The 18128-nt window shown below is 74.0% G+C and carries 18 protein-coding genes and 1 pseudogene; 11 read left to right on the forward strand and 8 right to left on the reverse strand.

The genetic code is table 11. The features are described from left to right. The first annotated feature begins 504 nt into the window (after nt 1-504). From ACFVVA_RS16640 to ACFVVA_RS16660, 5 genes and pseudogenes are all read left to right on the forward strand, one after another. Nucleotides 505-708, forward strand: coding sequence for a BON domain-containing protein (locus ACFVVA_RS16640; RefSeq protein ID WP_387690111.1), 204 nt, complete (start codon nt 505-507; stop codon nt 706-708). A 179-nt stretch (nt 709-887) separates the two neighbouring features. After that, entirely contained in the window at nt 888-1565 is a 678-nt protein-coding gene (locus ACFVVA_RS16645) for a response regulator (RefSeq protein ID WP_387690375.1), read from the forward strand. A gap of 191 nt (nt 1566-1756) precedes the next feature. Then, nucleotides 1757-2800, forward strand: coding sequence for a zinc-dependent alcohol dehydrogenase family protein (locus ACFVVA_RS16650; RefSeq protein ID WP_387690113.1), 1044 nt, complete (start codon nt 1757-1759; stop codon nt 2798-2800). Between the two features lie 26 nt (nt 2801-2826). After that, complete coding sequence (locus ACFVVA_RS16655) at nt 2827-3480, forward strand: pyridoxamine 5'-phosphate oxidase family protein (protein WP_387690114.1); 654 nt, start codon at nt 2827-2829, stop codon at nt 3478-3480. A gap of 141 nt (nt 3481-3621) precedes the next feature. After that, a pseudogene (locus tag ACFVVA_RS16660) lies at nt 3622-3852 on the forward strand (ornithine cyclodeaminase family protein); the annotation flags it as partial. Nucleotides 3853-3917: 65 nt separating this feature from the next. On the opposite strand, the gene ACFVVA_RS16665 reads toward ACFVVA_RS16660, so the two are convergent. Continuing rightward, complete coding sequence (locus ACFVVA_RS16665; RefSeq protein WP_387690116.1) at nt 3918-4805, reverse strand: Rieske 2Fe-2S domain-containing protein; 888 nt, start codon at nt 4803-4805, stop codon at nt 3918-3920. Nucleotides 4806-5014: 209 nt separating this feature from the next. Here ACFVVA_RS16665 and ACFVVA_RS16670 point away from each other — a divergent pair, with 209 nt between their 5' ends. After that, complete coding sequence (locus ACFVVA_RS16670; RefSeq protein ID WP_387690117.1) at nt 5015-6277, forward strand: APC family permease; 1263 nt, start codon at nt 5015-5017, stop codon at nt 6275-6277. 101 nt (nt 6278-6378) lie between these two features. Here ACFVVA_RS16670 and ACFVVA_RS16675 read toward each other — a convergent pair whose 3' ends face one another. Continuing rightward, the gene (locus ACFVVA_RS16675; protein ID WP_387690119.1) at nt 6379-7692 is read right to left on the reverse strand and encodes a serine hydrolase domain-containing protein; all 1314 of its coding nucleotides are present in this window, start codon (nt 7690-7692) and stop codon (nt 6379-6381) included. Between the two features lie 213 nt (nt 7693-7905). Between ACFVVA_RS16675 and ACFVVA_RS16680 the strand changes: the two genes are divergently transcribed. Continuing rightward, nucleotides 7906-8772 (forward strand): hypothetical protein, encoded by an 867-nt coding sequence (locus ACFVVA_RS16680; RefSeq protein WP_387690121.1) that lies wholly within the window; start codon nt 7906-7908, stop codon nt 8770-8772. A gap of 291 nt (nt 8773-9063) precedes the next feature. Beyond that, nucleotides 9064-10854: a S8 family serine peptidase gene (locus ACFVVA_RS16685; protein ID WP_387690377.1), complete on the forward strand. Its 1791-nt coding sequence runs from the start codon at nt 9064-9066 to the stop codon at nt 10852-10854. Nucleotides 10855-10969: 115 nt separating this feature from the next. Here ACFVVA_RS16685 and ACFVVA_RS16690 read toward each other — a convergent pair whose 3' ends face one another. The 4 genes from ACFVVA_RS16690 to ACFVVA_RS16705 all read right to left on the reverse strand — a co-directional run bounded on the left by ACFVVA_RS16690 (nt 10970) and on the right by ACFVVA_RS16705 (nt 14203). Next, complete coding sequence (locus ACFVVA_RS16690) at nt 10970-12010, reverse strand: zinc-binding alcohol dehydrogenase family protein (RefSeq protein WP_387690123.1); 1041 nt, start codon at nt 12008-12010, stop codon at nt 10970-10972. A gap of 120 nt (nt 12011-12130) precedes the next feature. Then, entirely contained in the window at nt 12131-12604 is a 474-nt protein-coding gene (locus ACFVVA_RS16695; protein ID WP_387690125.1) for a nucleoside deaminase, read from the reverse strand. Nucleotides 12605-12908: 304 nt separating this feature from the next. Next, the gene (locus tag ACFVVA_RS16700; protein WP_387690127.1) at nt 12909-13745 is read right to left on the reverse strand and encodes an alpha/beta fold hydrolase; all 837 of its coding nucleotides are present in this window, start codon (nt 13743-13745) and stop codon (nt 12909-12911) included. A gap of 20 nt (nt 13746-13765) precedes the next feature. Then, nucleotides 13766-14203, reverse strand: coding sequence for a universal stress protein (locus tag ACFVVA_RS16705; RefSeq protein WP_387690129.1), 438 nt, complete (start codon nt 14201-14203; stop codon nt 13766-13768). Nucleotides 14204-14386: 183 nt separating this feature from the next. Between ACFVVA_RS16705 and ACFVVA_RS16710 the strand changes: the two genes are divergently transcribed. Together ACFVVA_RS16710 and ACFVVA_RS16715 are read left to right on the forward strand one after the other, a co-directional pair. Beyond that, nucleotides 14387-15208, forward strand: a complete 822-nt coding sequence (locus ACFVVA_RS16710; RefSeq protein WP_387690130.1) for a helix-turn-helix domain-containing protein — start codon at nt 14387-14389, stop codon at nt 15206-15208. Between the two features lie 30 nt (nt 15209-15238). Next, nucleotides 15239-15532 (forward strand): putative quinol monooxygenase, encoded by a 294-nt coding sequence (locus ACFVVA_RS16715; protein WP_387690132.1) that lies wholly within the window; start codon nt 15239-15241, stop codon nt 15530-15532. 33 nt (nt 15533-15565) lie between these two features. On the opposite strand, the gene ACFVVA_RS16720 is transcribed toward ACFVVA_RS16715, so the two are convergent. Beyond that, nucleotides 15566-16174, reverse strand: coding sequence for an ester cyclase (locus ACFVVA_RS16720; protein ID WP_387690134.1), 609 nt, complete (start codon nt 16172-16174; stop codon nt 15566-15568). A 153-nt stretch (nt 16175-16327) separates the two neighbouring features. Continuing rightward, nucleotides 16328-17053: an SDR family oxidoreductase gene (locus ACFVVA_RS16725; RefSeq protein WP_387690136.1), complete on the reverse strand. Its 726-nt coding sequence runs from the start codon at nt 17051-17053 to the stop codon at nt 16328-16330. Nucleotides 17054-17183: 130 nt separating this feature from the next. Here ACFVVA_RS16725 and ACFVVA_RS16730 point away from each other — a divergent pair, with 130 nt between their 5' ends. Further along, a complete protein-coding gene (locus ACFVVA_RS16730; protein WP_387690138.1) occupies nt 17184-18125 on the forward strand; it encodes a LysR substrate-binding domain-containing protein in 942 nt (313 codons plus the stop codon). Nucleotides 18126-18128: the final 3 nt, after the last annotated feature.

Genomic DNA, 18128 nt, shown 5'->3' on the forward strand with positions numbered 1-18128 from the left:
ACGCTCGGCTGGGAAACCCCAGCCGAGCGCCTGCATAAACTCATCGCGGCCTGATCAAACCAACCACGTGTTGCTACGACCCCTGGAAACCGCCGCCGGCCCCGGGGCCAACACCGCAGCCGCCTCGCCGCAGCCGGTGCCCGTTCCTGCACCGCGTGAGGACAACAGGGCACACACGGCGGGTGGGTCAGTTCCAGGCGGTGCAGTTGATGTTGGTACCCCACTGGGGGTTGCCCCACGGGTCGCCCACCGCGAACGACGCGCTGCAGGCCCGTACCCAGTTGCCCGGCCCGTCGTAGGCTTCGGGGGTCTGGAAGTGGGCCTGCCCGGTGACCTGAAGCAGGTTCTTGGCCTGCCACGGCCAGTGTCCGTTGCCCGCGGTCTGCGAGACGTCCAGGTAGGCCCCGTCGCGGTTGTAGTCAGCTGAAATCCGCCGCTGCGTGTCCCGGCGAGCAGTCTTGACGTGACCATGCAGTATCCTTTGTGTCTCGTTGCCACGACCGCGTGAACGACGACCGGGTCCGATTCGAGCCGGCCGCCACCCTCGGCCCGGATGCCGCCGTCGAGAGCGACGTCCGCTCCGAGAACGGCCGGATCACCCTGACGGGCGATCTGCCGGGAACCCTCTCCGGACCCCTCCTGGAAAGGCTGGTGCGCTCCGTGCCCGGCGTGGTCGACGTGGAACTCCGGCTCGGCGCGCCGGCCTGAGCGGAGGCGTGGGGACGGTCGCGTTCGCCACTGTCGACGGCTCCCCGGAGAGCCTGGCCGCCGCCCGCCGGGCCGCCGTCCCGGACGTCCGACGGGCCCGGGCCGCCGACGCGCTGCGCGGGCGGGAGCGGGCGCGGAGAATCGGTGGTGTCAATGCCCCGCGCACCCAGGAGCAGGCCATGGACTCGCCCCAGCCCGTACGGGTGTTCCTGCTCGACGACCACGAGGTGGTCCGCCGGGGCGTCCGTGACCTCCTGGAGGCCGAGCCGGACATGGAGGTCGTCGGCGAGGCCGGCACCTGTGCCCAGGCCCTCGTCCGCGTACCGGCGCTGCGCCCGGACGTCGCGGTGCTCGACGTACGGCTCCCGGACGGCGACGGGGTGACCGTCTGCCGGGACCTGCGGGACCGGATGCCCGGGCTGGGCTGCCTGATGCTGACCTCCTTCGACGACGACGACGCCCTGCTCGACGCGATCATGGCCGGCGCGGCCGGCTACGTCCTCAAGCAGGTCAAGGGCGCCGAACTGGTCGGCGCGGTGCGGACGGTGGCCTCCGGCCGGTCGATGCTCGACCCGGCCACCACCCACAGGCTGATGGAGAGCCTGCGCCACCACGAGGAGAGCGCGACCGACACCGCGCTCGCCGGGCTCACCCCGCGCGAGCGGGAGATCCTCGCCCTGGTGGGGGAGGGCAGGACGAACCGCCAGATCGGCCAGGAGCTCTACCTCGCCGAGAAGACCGTGAAGAACCACGTCTCGCGGCTGCTCGCCAAGCTGGGCGTGGAACGTCGCCTCCAGGCCGCCGTCATCGCCGCCCACGCCGAATCCGAGCAGCAGCAGCACCAGCGCCCGCACTGACGCCTCCGTGCCCTGCTCCCAATGCCCACCGACCGGCCCGGGCTCGTCCACCGGGCAGCGGGGCGCAACGGGGTCCATCGGCCCACCGGGAGCACCCCACCGGCCCCCTGGCGACGGGCGCGGCCGTGGAGAAGTCTGGAAGGGCGGGCGGAACCGTCCCGGCTCCGCCCTCCGAGAGGAGTGATCGCGGTATGAAGGCGCTCACCTACCACGGACCCGGCCGCCGCACCTGGGGCGACGTCCCCGACCCGACCGTCCGGGACCCGGAGGACGCCGTCGTCCGGGTGGACGCGGTGACCATCTGCGGCACCGACCTGCACATTCTCAAGGGCGACGTCCCCGAGGTCGAGGAGGGCCGCGTCCTTGGCCACGAGGCCCTCGGCACCGTCACCGAGACCGGCCCGGGCGTACGCACGATCACGGCCGGCGACCGGGTGCTGGTCTCCTGCGTCTCCGCCTGCGGCCGCTGCTCCTACTGCCGTACAGCGGCCTACGGGCAGTGCACCGGCGGTGGCGGCTGGATCCTCGGCCACCTGATCGACGGCTGCCAGGCCGAATACGTCCGCACCCCCTTCGCAGACACCTCCCTGCACCGGCTGCCCGAAGGCGTCCGGGACGAGGACGCGCTGCTGCTCGCCGACATCCTGCCCACCTCCTACGAGGTCGGCGTCCGCAACGGCGGCGTCGGCCCGGGCGACACCGTCGCGATCGTCGGCGCCGGACCGATCGGACTCGCCGCCGTCCTCACCGCGCGCCTCTACAGCCCGGCCCGGATCATCGCCGTCGACCTCGCCCGCAGCCGCCTCGACGCAGCGAAGCGCTTCGGTGCCGACACCGTGCTCACCTCCGCCGAGGCCACCCCCGAGGCCGTCCGGCAGCTGAGCCGCGACGGCCTCGGCGTGGACGTCGCGATCGAGGCCGTCGGCGTGCCCGAGACCTTCGAGCTCTGCACCCGCCTGGTGCGCCCCGGCGGCCGGGTGGCCAACGTGGGCGTGCACGGCAGACCGGCGGTGCTGCACCTGGAGGACCTCTGGATCCGCAACGTCACCATCACCACCGGCCTGGTGGACACCAGCAGCACCCCGATGCTGCTGGACATGCTGGCCGCCGGCCGGCTCGACACCGGTGGGCTGGTCACCCACCGCTTCGGCCTGGACGAGATGCAGGAGGCCTACGACGTCTTCGCCGACGCGGCCGACACCGGCGCGCTCAAGGTCGCGGTGTTCCGGACCTGAACGCCGTGTACGGAGGAGCCGACACCATGACCGCGCATCCCGACTGCGGCGACATCGCCCGCCGGATCCTCCGACGGAGCGATCAGCTCGGTCTGAGCGAAGGCATGCTGGCCCACCGGGCCTCGATGTCCCCTGCCTACTTGCGACAACTCCTCCACTCGGGGCCGGAGTTCGATCCACCCGGGTTCGTCCGGATCGCTGCCGTGCTGGGGATGGCCTGGCCGGAGCTGCTGTCGGGGAACCGTCCGGACGCCCCGCCGGGGCAGACCGACACCGGCCGCCGCGGTCAGCTCCTGCGTCTCACCGAACCGCAGTGCTGGGAACTGCTCGGCACCCGCGGCGTCGGCCGGGTCGGCCTGCCCGGCTCCTCGGCGCCCGTCGTGCTCCCGGTCAACTTCGCGGTGGACGACCGGACGATCGCCTACCGCACGGCCCCCAGGGGAGCCGCCGCCCCGGCCGACGGCTCGCCCGTCTCGTTCGAGGTGGACCGGATCGACGAGCACCGGAGCGCGGGCTGGAGTGTCCTGATCCTCGGCCAGGCTCATCTGGTCGACACCTCGGACGAGGAACAGCACCTCGCGGCACTCCCCGGCACCACCCCCTGGGCCGGCGGCGCCCGCCCGCTCTGGGTGCGCATCCGCCCGGCCGCCGTCACCGGGCGCCGCATCGACACGGGGTGACGTACGTCGAACGGCGGCTCGCCCTGGCCGACGACCAGGCCCGCGTCGCGCTCAAGGCCCGCGCCACGATCCTGGACCGCAACCGCGTCCTCATCGCCCGCAACCTGCCGCTCTTCGACGCCTTCTTCATCGGTCTGCGTCGTCAGCGCCCGAACCGGCCGGATCCGGGCGATCCTCGACGACCGCGGCCTGCTCACCGCCTGGCGCACCGCCGCCGCCGGCGCCCTGGCGACCCACGCCATGGCCCGGCCCGACGCCGCCACCCTGGCCGTGTTCGGCACCGGGGAACAGGCCCGCCTCCGGGTCGAATGGCCGGCCAGGCTCCGCCCGATCGACACGGTCCTCGTCCACGGCCGCAACCAGGCCGGGACGGGGGTGTGCGCGCCGAAGCCGTCCGCAGCGGCGGGCCGGAGCGGGCCCACGGCCCGGAAGGACGATCAGTTGGCCGCGGGGAGCCGGATCTCCAGGTGCCCGGAGAGCACCCGGGTCTCCAGCACCGGCTGGGGTGCGGTGGCCGGGCCGTGCACGACTTCGCCGTCCCGGAGCCGGAACGTGCTGCCGTGCCACGGGCAGCGCAGGCAGCCCTCCACGAGGGTGCCCTCGGACAGCGGCCCGGACAGGTGGGCGCAGTGCTCGGCCAGTGCGTGGCAGTGCTCGCCCTCGCGGACCACGACCACGGCCAGTTCGCCGGCCGTCGCCCGTACGGGCTTCCCGTCCGGGAAGTCCTCGACGGGGCCGAGGGGGACCCAGTCGGCCGGTGCCAGGCGCGGTACGGCGGCGGCCCGGTTCGGCCCGGCGGCCTGCCGGTAGGACAGGTGCCCGCCGAGCGCGGCCGCGGCCGAGACGGCGGTCGCCCCGGCCAGGCCGAGCAGCCGGCCGCGGGTCCGGTGCCCCCGGCAGCGCGCGAGGAGCGAGCCGGCGTACAGCAGCACGCCGGTGGTGTTGCCGAGCGCGTGCACCAGGCCGGTGCGGCGGCGCGGCGGGTCGAGCCGGGCCCAGTCCACCCAGCCGGTGAGGGCGGTGGGCCCGGCGGTCAGCAGTCCGGCCGCCACCAGGGCGTCGGCGGACCGGTGTCCGCCCGGGAGGTAGTCCAGCAGGGCGGCGGAGATCCAGCAGCCGATCGGCAGTTGGACCATCGCGGGGTGGAGCGGGTGGCCGAGCCACACGCCGTGCAGCGCGTCTCGGTACGGCCCGAGCGGGAGGGCCTCGACCGCCTTGGCGAGAGGGCGGGCCGGGGCGTCGAGGAGGTCCCAGCGCTCCGGTGCGTCCATGGCTCGGCGCAGTCGGCGGGACCACCGGCGGGTGTGCAGTGGTGTGGTTTCCATACCAGAGCGGCTAGCCGGGCAGCGGACCGGCAAACCCGGACGGCGGGGTGTGTCCGGGGACCGGTCCGGGTGAGCGCGCGCAGGGGGTCGTAGGCCCGACCGCGGCCGGAGAACGCGCCCGGCCCACGTTCGCGGGACACCTCGCTCCTCTATCCTGCGCCGGGACCGGAGGCCGACACAGTGGCGGGCCGGGAGGCTGAGGAGTGGGCATGGGGACGTCGGCATCCGCCCGGGGCGGGGAGCTGAAGCGCCATCTGGGCGTGTTCGACGCCGTGGTGATCGGGCTCGGCTCGATGATCGGCGCGGGGATCTTCGCCGCCCTCGCCCCCGCCGCGGCCGCCGCCGGCTCCGCCCTGCTGCCCGCGCTCGCCGCAGCCGCGGTGGTGGCGTACTGCAACGCCACCTCCTCCGCCCGGCTGGCCGCCCGCTACCCGCAGTCCGGCGGCACCTACGTCTACGGCCGCGAGCGCCTCGGGCCCTTCTGGGGCTACCTCGCGGGCTGGGGCTTCGTGGTCGGCAAGACCGCCTCCTGCGCGGCGATGGCCCTCACCGTGGGCTCCTACGTGTGGCCCGCCCAGGCCCACGCCGTGGCGGTCGCCGCCGTGGTGGCGCTGACGGCCGTGAACTACGTCGGCGTGCAGAAGTCCGCGTGGCTGACCAGGGGCATCGTCACCGTCGTCCTGGCGGTCCTCGCCGCCGTGGTCACCGCCTGCCTCACCGGCGACGCCACCGACACCGCGCGCCTGGCCATCGGCGCGGACGCCACCCCCGGTGGGGTGCTCCAGGCAGCTGGGCTGCTGTTCTTCGCCTTCGCGGGCTACGCGCGCATCGCCACCCTCGGAGAGGAGGTCCGCGACCCCGAGCGCACCATCCCCCGCGCGATCCCGCTCGCGCTGGGCATCACCCTGATCGTCTACGCGGCCGCCGGGGTGGCCGTCCTCGTGGTGCTGGGGCCGGACCGGCTCGCCCACGCCACCGCACCGCTGGCAGAGGCCGTGCGTGCCGCCGGCGTCCCGGGACTCGCCCCCGTGGTGCGTGCGGGGGCGGCCGTCGCGGCGATCGGGTCCCTGCTCGCGCTGATCCTCGGGGTCTCGCGCACCATCCTGGCGATGGCCCGCGACCGGCACCTGCCCCACGCCCTGGCCGCCGTCCACCCGCGCTTCCAGGTCCCGCACCGCGCCGAACTCGCGGTCGGCGCGGTGGTCGCGATACTGGCCGCCACCGGGGACGTGCGCGGCGCGATCGGCTTCTCCTCCTTCGGCGTCCTGGCCTACTACGCCGTCGCCAATGTCTCCGCCTGGACCCTCACCCCCGCCGAGGGCCGCCCCGCCCGGATCGTCCCCGTCGTCGGCGCCGCAGGCTGTGTGGTCCTCGCGTTCGCCCTGCCGCTCGCCTCGGTCCTGTCCGGGGCCGCGGTGATCGCCGCCGGAGCCGCCGCCTACGGCCTGCGCAAGGGCGCCGCCCGCACCTGACCGGCTTCGGCCCGGACTCCACTGGTGGCTCGGGCCGCCGGGAGGGCGGCGATCCGCGCGTCCGTGGCCGTACGGGCGGCGCACGGATCCGGGGCCCCGGATCAGGTGAGCGGTCCGGCGGACCGCGGTGTCGCGGAGGCGGGCGGGAGGACCGGCGGCGAGGAGGCCGGCGGGCGGCCGCCGCAGGTGCCTGTGGAGTACAGGTCGTTGGAGGTCCGCTGCATCGCGGCATGGTCGGACAGGTCGTACCGGTTGATCGAGGTGGCGAACTGCCGCTTTCCGGTGACCTCGCCGACCATCAGGGTGTTGTAGCCGGGGATGCCGCCGTCGTGTCCCCAGAACTCGCCGCAGGGCGTGGCCATCCGCTGGAGTCCGAGGCCGTAGCCGACGGCCTCGCCCGGGCCGCTGGTGCGCTTCATCTCGGCGAGTTCGGCCGGGCCGAGCAGTTGCCCGCCGAGCAGGGCGGAGATGAAACGGGTGAGATCCGCGGTGGTGGAGATGCCCGCCCCGGCCGAGGACGCCATCGACGGGTTGAGCAGCGTCACGTCGGCGGGGCCGGTGGCGAGCTTGTAGTAGCCGTGCGCGTGCGAGCCGGGAATGAAGGGCGAGTCGATGGGCATCGAGGTGCTCGTCAGGCCCAGCGGCCGGATGATGCGGCGGTTCACCTCCTGCGCCCAACTGCGACCGGTGAGGCGCTCGATGATCATGCCGACGAGCACGTAGTTGGTGTTGGAGTAGTGCCAGCCCTGTCCGGGGGCGAAGTACGGCGGGTACTTGTTCGCGATGTCCACGAGCTGCTGCGGTCGGTAGGACGTCCAGCGCCCACCCGCCAGCCACTGCCGCAGCGTCGCCTCGTTGCCGACGTCGAACGCCGGGTCCTCGGTGAAGTCGTGGATGCCGCTGGTGTGGTTGAGCAGTTGGCGCACGGTGATGCCGGCGCCGTTCGGCACCACGCCCGGCAGGCGGCTCTCGACGGAGTCGTCGAGGCCGAGGCGGTGTTCCGCGACGAGCTGGAGGACCACCGTCGCGACGAAGGTCTTGGTGACGCTGCCGATCCGGAACCGGCCGTCCGGATCGGCGGGGGCACCGGTGGCCAGGTCGGCCACGCCGGCCGCACCCTTCCAGACCGTGGCGCCGTTCTCCCGGACACGGGCCAGCGTCGCCGCTGCGCCGCCCTCCCGCACCATGGCCCGGACCACCGCGTCCAGGGCCGCCCCGTCCGCTTTCCGCGCCCCGCCCGCCGCCACCCGGTAGGGCGCCGCCGGGGCGTCCGTCGCACCGGCGGCCGGAGCCAAGGCCGCCAGCAGGCCCGCGCCGGCGAGTACGACGACCGCTGACCGCCCGGCCGTGCCCCGCCACCGCCGACCCTTCGAACCGATCCTCCCGAGCCTCGGATCCGCCGCCCCGTCCGCCATGCCGTCCTCCCGAAATCGACCGACGGATGCCGTCAACATCCGTCACAACAAAGACAGTTGACACTGTGCCAGGTCGCCGGGACGCGAGGCGTCCGTCTGAGGTCCGGAGCATGTCCGCCCCGGGGCCCATCTTCTCGCCCGTCGAAGTCCACCTCAGGTTGAAGGCTGCCCCCGACGGATCCCTGAGCCTCGGCCGACCGAGCGACCGACGACGTGAGCACGGTCGTCTCCGCCCCGGTTCGATGGGGCGCCGAAAACCGTCCCGAAGGCCGTAGATTTACCCGTGCCCAGGATGCGGGCGCAGGGTGGATGGGACGGCTGGAGACACTTTTGCGGGACAGTTTTTCCGATGGATTCCTTACGCGGCTGGCACACGACAGGCATCTGGTGGACCTGATGTGCCTCTATCTGCTGCACGGCTCGGTCGAACGGATCCCCGGCCTGTTGGTCGATCGGGAGACGCTGTCGTTCGAGTACCTGAGTCGGCATGTCCGTACCGAGAGCCGCTCCAGCCATGGCGACGCGGACCTGTTCTCGCTCTGGATCAGGAAGAAGGTCCGGGGACGGCTGTACGGCTTGGAGTTCAGGGTCTATTTCATCGCCGGTGAGCCCTGTGCCGACGCGGTGATTCCGTTCGGTGCCCCTGTCGGCCTGCCCCGGTTCATGCACCACCTTCGTGGGTGCTACGGCTCGGGCGGAGCCCCGGGTGACTGGGACTTCGACGTGTACACCGACGTGCGTGATCTCCGCGAGAGTGTCGTGCTGTTCGGCAATCGGCGCGAGGTCTGGTTCCAGGTCAACCGCGGGCCGGTGGTGGCCGGCGGGTCGAGGTTGATTTCCCGGAACCGGGGCCGGTTGGTCACCGGCCGTCTGCACGGGAACCAGTTCGGGACGAATGCCCAACTGCACGCGGGGGGAGTGCTGTTCCCCGACCGCCTGGCCGCCGTCGAGGGCGTCTCGGCCGAGGCGCGGGCGTACCAGCGGTATGTGGCCAGGCTGCGCGATCCTCTTCCCTCGCGGGCGGGCCGGTCGGTCCGTCCCGAGTTCGGCGCCACGATGCGGCGTCGCTCCGTGAACTGACCGATGCCGCCCGGCCGTTCATCGGCCCCGCCGGACCCACCGCGACGGAGGTGCGGCCGCGGGCCCCGCGGCCGGCCGTGCGCACCCCGTCCGGGGTGCCGCAGACCCCGCGACATCAAAACGTAACGTCTCCGTGAGAAGTCGTCGGGCGTAAAGTCTTCCCCAAGTCCTGCCCAATCTGGCATGTTTCCTTCAATTCCCGTGCGATCCCCCTCACGCACGGGCCGAACAGGAGGACACGTGTCACCCCTGATATCCCGGCGGCTCGGCCGCCCGGCCGCAGCCCTCGCCGTGCTCTCGGCCATGGCGCTCGCCACCCCCACCGCGTTCGCGACCGCCGCCACCACGGCCACCACCCCCACCGTCCCCGGCGCCGTCTCCGCGCCCGCCGCCCAGGCTCCCGTCGCCCAGGCCCCCGCCGTCGCGGGCGCCGCGGCCGGCTGGGCCGCCGGCACCCGCGCCTACCTGGTGATCAGCGCCCCCGCCGACATCGCCGCCGCCAAGACCGCCGTCGCCGCCAAGGGCGGTACGGTCTTCGCGAGTTACGACGCGATCGGCGTCATCGTCGCCCACTCCACCAGCGCCGGCTTCGCCGCCGCGCTGCGGACCGTCACCGGCATCCAGCAGGTCGGCGCGACCCGCACCTCCGACGTGCCGGCCGACGCCTACAACCCGGCCCTGCCCGCCAACCCCGCCCAGGCGGCCACCACGCTCACCGAGTCCAACCGCTGGGACATGACCCAGATCAAGGCCGACCAGGCCTGGAACGTCACCACCGGCTCCCCGTCCGTCAAGGTCGGCGTGCTCGACACGGGTGTCGACGACCAGCACCAGGACCTCGCACCGAACTTCGACGCCGCCGACTCGGCCTCCTGCGCCTACGGCAAGCCCGACACCCGCACCGGCGCCTGGCGCGACGTGGACACCCACGGCACCCACGTCGCCGGCACCATCGCGGCCGCGAAGAACGGCAAGGGCGTCATCGGCGTCGCACCGGGCGTGAAGATCGCCTCGGTCCGGATCGCCGAGCCGACCAGCACCCTCTTCTACGCCGAGAACACCGTCTGCGGCTTCGTCTGGGCCGGCGACCACGGCTTCAAGGTCACCAACAACAGCTACTACACCGACCCCTGGCAGTTCAACTGCCCGAACGACCTCGACCAGGCGGCCATCATCGAGGGCGTCAAGCGCGCCCAGGAGTACGCCGAGGGCAAGGGCTCGCTGCAGGTCGCGGCGGCCGGCAACTCCAACTACGACCTGGCCAACAAGACCACCGACAGCGAGAGCCCGAACGACTCCACCAAGGTCACCCGGACCATCACCAACGCCTGCGTCGACATCCCCACCGAACTCCCCGGCGTGGTGACCGTCGCTGCCACGGGCAGCGGCAGCGGCAAGGCCTCCTACTCCAACTTCGGCCGGGGCGTCATCGACGTCGCGGCGCCCGGCGGCGACGGCGCCACCGGCGTCTACTCGACCCTGCCCGGCGGCAAGTACGGCACCAAGAGCGGCACCTCGATGGCCTCCCCGCACGTCACCGGAGTGGCCGCGCTGATCGCGAGCACCAACCCGTCGCTCACCCCGGCGGACATCCGGGCCCGGCTGGCGAGCCAGGCCAACGACCTGGCCTGCCCCGCCTCCGACAGCCGCTGCACCGGCACCACCGCCGTCAACGGCTTCTTCGGCGAGGGCCAGGTCGACGCGCTGAAGGCGGTCGGTGGCGCCACCCCGCCCACCGGCACGTACTTCGAGAACACCGCCGACGTGGCGATCCCCGACAACACCACGGTGGAGAGCCCGATCACCGTCACCGGCGTCAGCGGCAACGCCCCGGCGGCGCTCAAGGTCGGCGTGGACATCAAGCACACCTACCGCGGCGACCTCGTCCTCTCCCTGGTCGCGCCCGACGGCACGGTCTATCTCCTGGAGGACTTCCCGAACAGCGACAGCACCGACAACGTCGCCAAGACCTACACCGTCAACGCCGCCGCGAGTGCGGCGAACGGCACCTGGAAGCTCCGGGTGAAGGACGGCGCCTCCGGCGACACCGGCACGATCGACGCCTGGAACCTCACTTTCTGAACCGTCTGAACCGTCTGAACCTGCTGAACCCCTTGACCCCGCCGTTCCCCCCGGCCGCCCGACGCCCGAGCGCGTCGGGCGGCCGGATCGCGTGCGGGACGCCGACCACCGTGCGCTACTCCGCGACGAGCACCGCGACACCCGTCACCCGGTCCGCGGCGAGGTCCGCGAGTGCCGCGTCCGCACGGCGCAGGGGGTAGCGGGTGACGTGGACGACCGGGCGGGTGTGGGCGGCCTCGGCGAGGTAGGCGCGTCCGTCTGCCCGGGTATTGGCGGTGACGCTGCGCAGGGTGCGCTCCTGGAAGAGGTGCCGCCGGTAGTCCAGCGCCGGGATGTCGGTGAGGTGGATGCCGGCCACGGCGAGCGTGCCGCCGCGGTCCAGCGCGGTGAGGGCGACGGGCACGAGCTCGCCGACCGGGGCGAACAGAATGGCGGCGTCCAGCGGCTGCGGGGGCGGGTCGTAGGAGTCGCCGGCGAAGTCGGCGCCGAGGTCCAGCGCCAGCCGGCGGGCCGCCGCGGCCCGGGTGAACACGGCCACCCGGGCGCCCCGGGCGAGGGCGAGTTGGGCGGTCAGGTGCGCGGACGCGCCGAAGCCGTAGATGCCGAGCAGCCCGCCCGCCGGGAGTTCGGCCCGTTCCAGGGCTCGGTAGCCGATGATCCCGGCGCACAGCAGCGGGGCCAGCTCCTCGGCGGGCGGGCCCTCGGGCAGCCGGTAGGCGAAGCGGGCGTCCGCGGTGAGGTGCCCGGCGTAGCCGCCGTGCCGGTCCCAGCCGGTGTAGCGCGACGCGGGGCAGAGGTTCTCCCGCCCGCTGCGGCAGTACCCGCAGTCGCCGCAGGTCCGGGCCAGCCAGGCCACCCCGGCCCGGTCCCCGATGGCGAAACCCTCGACCCCGGCCCCCGTCGCCAGCACGCCCCCGACCACCTCGTGCCCGGGCGTGCACCGGGCCAGCCTGGGGGAGAGGTCCCCCTCCGCGAGATGCAGGTCGGTGCGGCACACCCCGCAGGCCTCCACCTCGACCAGGACCTCCTGGGGGCCGGGCGCGTCCAGCGGCCGCCGCTCCCGGACCAGTGGCCCCGGCCCCGGCCCACCGACCGGCCCGGGGTGCTCCACCGCCCAGGCCCAGGTCTCCGCCGGTAGGGGTTGCGTGCTGCTCATCGCCGTCTCCTGCCGCTCGGCCTGCGGGGTCGGTGCGCGCCCGGGGTCCAGTTTCCCGCTCCGCGGCGGCCACCGCGTGCTCGACGGCGGAGAAGCCGTCCGGGGAGGGTGGCGATCCGGTCAGCCCCAGTACCCCGTGTGCACGGCGGTGGCCTCCTCGAAGAGGTGCGGGCCGGAGACCTCCACGGTGCCGCCGCCGGCCGCGAAGACCTGGCGGCAGGGCAGGTCGAGCACCGGCTCGTCCGGGTCCACTCCCGCGATGGCGTTCAGCTCGGTGGCGGCGAGCGCGTAGACGACCTTCCGGATGCCGCTCCAGTGGATCGCGCCGGCGCACATCGCGCACGGCTCGGTGCTGCTGTACAGGACGGTCGCGGAGAGCTGGTGCGGGGCCAGGGTGCGGCAGGCCTGGCGGACCAGGTTGGTCTCCGCGTGCGCCGTGACGTCGTGGTCGGTCAGCACGGTGTTCTCGGCCGTGAGCAGGACGCCTCCGGACTCGTCGGTCAGCAGCGCGCCGAAGGGGTGGTTGCCGTGGGCGCGGGCGGAGGCGGCGAGTTCGATGGCCGCGAGCAGGTGCGGGCGGGTGAGGTCGGTCATCGGCGTGCTCCTCGGGGGCGGACCGGACGGGGTGACGGGGCCAGGGCCAGGGCCAGGGCGTACGGCGGACAAGGGCGGAGCGCGGAAGGGCGGACGGCGTTACCCACCGTAGCCGCCCCCGCCCGGGGTGCGGATCTCGTCGGCGTCCTCGGTCTCCACCAGGCAGCGGATGCGTGACAGGAGGCCCGCGCGCACGACGACCGGCCCTGTCGGCCTCCACGGCCCGCTCCCGATGCCCCGGCGGGCGCTGCCGGTAGGGACGGTCGCACCCGCGGTGCGCGCCGTGGCGGTGCGTGCGGTGCCACTAATTCGCCAGGAAGGCGAGCAGCGCCGCGTTGACCTCCTCGGCATGGGTCCAGAGCAGGCCGTGCGGCGCGCCCTCGACCTCCACGTACTCGGCGGAGGGCAGCGCCCGGTGGAAGGGGCGCCCGGTGCTGTCGATCGGCAGGATGCGGTCGGCGGTCCCGTGCAGGATCAGGGCGGGCACGTCGATGCGCGGGATGTCGGCCCGGAAGTCCGTGTACCAGGTGGACGGCGCCGCCGCGGCGGCGAAGAAGCCGCCGCTCGCCGCGACGTTCCAGCTGTTGCGGACGGCCTCCTCGCTGATCCGGCTCCCGAGGTTCTCGTCGAGGTTGTAGAAGTCCCGGTAGAAGGCGGTGTAGTAGGCGTACCGGTCGGCCTTGACGGCGGCGACGATGCCGTCGAAGAAGTCCTTCGGACCGGCCCCCTCCGGGTTGTCGTCGGTCTTCAGCAGGCAGGGCTCCAGGGAGCCCAGAAAGGCGGCCTTGGCGATGCGGCCGGAGCCGTACCGGGACACGTAGCGGGCGACCTCCCCGGTGCCCATCGAGAAGCCGACCAGCACGGCGTCCCGCAGGTCGAGGGTCTCCAGCACGGTGTGGAGGTCGGCGGCGAAGGTGTCGTAGTCGTAGCCGGTGGTGGGCTGGGAGGACTGTCCGAAGCCGCGGCGGTCGTAGGTGATCACCCGGTGGCCCGCGTCCAGCAGGGCGGCGCTCTGCCGCTCCCAGGAGTGCCCGTCGAGCGGGAACCCGTGGATGAGGACGACGGGCTGCCCGGAGCCGTGGTCCTCGTAGTAGAGGTCGATGGGGGTGGAGTTCTCCTGGCCGACGGTGATGTACGGCATGGTGTCCGGTGTTCCTCTCGTCATGGGGCCCGGACGATGACCACGGGGCAGGCGGCGTGCTGCGCGCAGTGGATGCTCACCGAGCCGAGCAGGGTGCGGGTGAAGCCGCCGCGGCCGTGGCTGCCGACCACCAGCAGCTCGGCACCCCGGGCCGCGTCCAGGAGGATCTCGGCGGGGTCGCCCATGACCATCGTCTGGCGGACGTTCACCGGGGAGTCGTCGCCGAGCACGGTGTGCAGTTCCTCGGCGAACCGCCGCTCGGCCAGCTCCCGGTCGAAGGTGCTGTCGACCACGGGCGCCGACCAGCCGAAGTGGCTGGGGGGTTCCCAGGCGCCGACCGCGTCCACCACGCCGCCGATCAGCGTGGCGTGCCGGGCCGCCCAGCGCAGTGCGGCGTACGACGACGGCGAGCCGTCGACGCCGACCACGACGCGGGGAGCGGAGTCGTTCGCGTTCATCTGCACCGTCCCTGGCTGACCGTCCTGCGGATCGTCGCCCCCCGACCACGGTGCTGGCCGCCGGACGGCGCCGCCACCACGGCCCGCCACCCGGGTGACGGCCGACGGCCGGGCGGGTACCGTCGGTGGCCGCCGAGCGCCCGTGACCGGGGCGCGGCCGTCACCGGAACGGGGGGAGGACGGGTGCGAGTCGAACACGCGGTGCCGGGCCCGGCGCTGAGGCCCTGGATCGACCGCTACTGGTGGTACCGGGCAGGCCCCGGCGACCTGCCCCGGCTGCTGCCCGGAACGGGTGCCGAGCTGTGGATCCACTGGGCCGGCGGGGTCCACCTGGACGACGGGGCCGGGCCGGTGCCGCTGCCCGCCGCGCACCTGGTCTGCCTCCGCGGGGCCCGCTGGGAGCCGGTCTCGCGGGAGGCGGGCGGCTTCGTGGCGGTGCGGTTCCGGGCCGGCGCCCTGCGGCACTTCCTGGCGCCGGGGGTCGACGAGGTGGCCGACCGGGTGGTGAGTGCCGCCGAGGTCTGGGGGCCGTGGGCCCGGCGGACGGCCGAGCAGGTGTGCCTGGCGTCCGGGCCGGCGGAGCAGGCGGCGGTCCTCGACCGGGCGCTCGCCGAGCTGCTCGCCGCCCACCACCGGGCCGACCCGTGGCTGGACGCCGCGGTGCGGCTCGTCCACCGGCGTCCCGGCGAGGTGCGGGTGGACGCGCTGGCCGAGCACCTCGGGGTCACCGTCCGCCGGTTGCAGCGGGCGTTTCCGGCGGCGGTGGGCGCGGGTCCGAAGGCGTTCCAGCGGGTGGCCCGGTTCCAGCGGCTCACCCGTGCGCTGCTGCTGTCCGGCGAACGCCGTTACCTGCCAAGGGCGTTGGAGGCGGGCTACTACGACCAGGCGCATGTCGTCCGGGAGTTCCGGCATTTCACCGGTCGGCCCCCGATGGCCCTGCTGGGTCAGGGCCTGTCGCATTTCTACTATGAGCGGCTGCCCGCTCCCCGCCAGGCTGGGCCCTGACCGAAGGAACCGACGGAGAGCGGACGTGCGATGACCATGGTGGTGGCGATCCTGCAGGCCAGGATCGGACGGGAGGATGCCCTCGCGGCAGCCCTGCGCGAGGTCGCGGAGCGCACCCGGGAGGAGCCGGGGGCGCTTGCCTACGCGGTGGGCCGCCAGGAGGGCGGCCGGTTCGTGGTCACGGAGCGGTACGCCGACCGCCCGGCGCGCGAGGCCCACTTCGCCTCCTCCTACGTGACCGACCTGCTGGCGCGCTTCCCGGAACTCCTGGCGGACGAGCCGCAGGTCGAGTACACCGACGTGGTGACGGCCTTCGCCCGGTGACCACCCGCAGGCCCGCGTGCGCCCGGCACGGCCTCAGGCCCGGACGCCCAGCTGGGCCAGCAGGGTCGCGTTGTCCTCGATGTGCCAGTCCTCGGTGATCCGGTCGGCCCCGACGTGCTGGATGTCGATGGCATTGAACTCGATGTTCTGGCCCTGTCCCCGCACGCCGTCGAAGGTACCGGTGAAGTGGCCGCGGAAGACCAGTCGGGCGGTGATCCTGTCGCCGCTGATCAGGACGTCGGACAGCTCGCAGGTCAGGTCCGGCACCGCGGCGCGGAAGTTCTTCGAGGCGAAGGCCGGTCCGGCGGGGCCCTGCGGGCGGCCCGGCGGCAGCGTGTTGTCCCGGAACCGCGGGCTGATCGCCGCGTCCAGGTACCGCTGCTGCCCGGTGTTCCAGAACGTGTACAGCTGCTGTGCCAGGTGGACCTCCTGGGCGGCGCGCCGGGCGCCGATCGAGCGGTCCGCGGTGAGCGCCTTCGGCTGGACGAGGCCGGGCGAACGGTCGATCAGGCGCTGCGGCCAGTCGCGTGCGGAGTCGTGGTGGCCGCTGTCGTGGACGGGGGCGGCCGCGGCGGTGCCGCCCGCCAGACCGGCCGCCGCCGCGAGGACGGCGGCGGTACGGATCAGGGTGCGCGAGCGCATGGGAACAGCTCCTCGGTTCGGGGGCACGCCGGCGGATCGGGGCGTGCGGGGGTGGTCGGCCGGTCGGAAGCTCCGGCCGGCCGGGGCGGGGGAACCATGCCGCCGGAGGCGGACCGGCGGACCGGCGGACCGGCGGACCGGCGGGTCAGGCGGTCAGGCGAGCCGGCCGCCGCCGTCGACGTGCAGCACCGTGCCGGTGACGTACGGGTTGTCGATGGCGTAGCGAACGGCCTTGACCAGGTCCTCCGGCGTGCCGACGCGCCGGGCCGGGTTGCGCTCGGCGACCCCGCGCAGGAACGCGTCCTTGTCGGCACCCAGGCCGTCCCAGGAGCCGGTGTCGACGATGCCGGGGGAGACGGCGTTGACCCGGACCGGCGCGATCTCCACCGCCAGCGCCTGCACCAGGAAGGCCAGCGCGCCGTTGGTGGTGGCCATCACCGTGCGCGCGGGCGCCGGGCGCCACGCGGCCACACCGGAGAAGAAGGTGAACGAGCCGCGCTCGGAGACCTGCCCGACCAGGTGCTTGGCCAGCAGCAGCGGGCCGATCACCTTCGCCGCGAACGCCCGCTGCACGTCGGCCGCTTCGAGCTCCCGCAGCGGGCCGTTGGCGGGCATCGCGGCGGTCGAGACCAGGTGGTCGAAGCGGCCGGCCCGGGCGGCGAAGGCGGCGATCGACGCCTCGTCGGCGATGTCCAGGGCGATCACCTCGGACGGTCCGGACAGCTCGCCGGCCGTCCACTCGAGCTTGCGAGGGTCGGGGCCGGCCAGCACCAGGGCGGCGCCGGCCGCCGAGGCGGACTTGGCGACGGCCTGCCCGGTGCGTGAACCCGCACCGACCACGACGAGCCGCTGACCCTGGAGGGAGGTGGTGTCGGACATGGTGGAACTCCTTCGGACGATTGGGGAACCGGCCGCCCGCTGCTTCCCGCGGCGGCCGCACCTCGACCCTCTCCCGACCAGTGCTGATGAGTCCAAGGCTTGTTTTCTACCCCGACGATAAAATCTGTTCATGGCAACGCCGACGCTCAGACAGCTCGAATACCTGGCCACCGTGGTCGACACCGGATCGTTCACCCGTGCGGCGGAACAGCTGCACGTCACCCAGCCCGCGCTGTCCCACCAGATCCGTGCCCTGGAGGGCGCCCTCGGCGGCCCGCTGCTGGAGCGCCTGCCGCGCTCGGTGCGGCTCACCCCGATGGGCCGGGCGGTCCTGCCGCACGCCCGCGCCGCGCTCGCCGAGGCCGAACGGCTGCAGGCGGCGGCCCGCCGGTCGGCCGGCCTGGAGGAGGGCGAACTGGAGGTCGCCGTCGTCTACTCCGTCAGCCTCGGGATCCTGCCGCCCGTGCTGCGGGAGTGGCGCCGCCGCCACCCCGGCGTGCGGATCCGGCTGCGCGAGTACCCGCACACCGAAGCGCTCCGGGAGGCCATGGCGGCGGGCCGCGCCGACCTCGCCATCGGCCCGGCGCCGAGCGGCTGGGAGGGGCCGATCCGGGAGCTCGGCGTCGAGGAGTTCACCGTCGTCCTGCCCGCCGACGACCCGCTGGCCGACCGTCCGGCCGGCACCGTCGCCCTCGCCGAACTCGCCGACCGCGACTGGGTCCACTACGCCCCCGACAACGGCCTCGCCGACCTGCTCGACCAGGTCTGCGCCCGGGCGGGCTTCCACCCCCGCGCGGCGATCCGCGCCGAACAGACCTCGGCCGCCCCGCTGCTGGCCGCGGCCGGGCTCGGCCCCGCCCTGGTGCCCGCCAACATCGTCCCGGCCCACTTCGAGGGCGCCCTGCTGCGCCCGGACCCCCCGATCCTGCGCACCCTCACCGCCTACACCCGCACCCGCCCCGATCCGCTCACCGTGGCGTTCGCCGACCTGCTGGCCCGTCAGGCCCGGCTCGGCCCCGGGGTCTCCGACCGGTCGGCCGGGTCCGGGCCCGGCGGCGGAACGCGCGCCTGAGGT

Origin of the sequence: Kitasatospora sp. NPDC058048, from assembly GCF_042885555.1 — a bacterium.
Classification (GTDB): Bacteria; Actinomycetota; Actinomycetes; order Streptomycetales; family Streptomycetaceae; genus Kitasatospora; species Kitasatospora lactacystinica.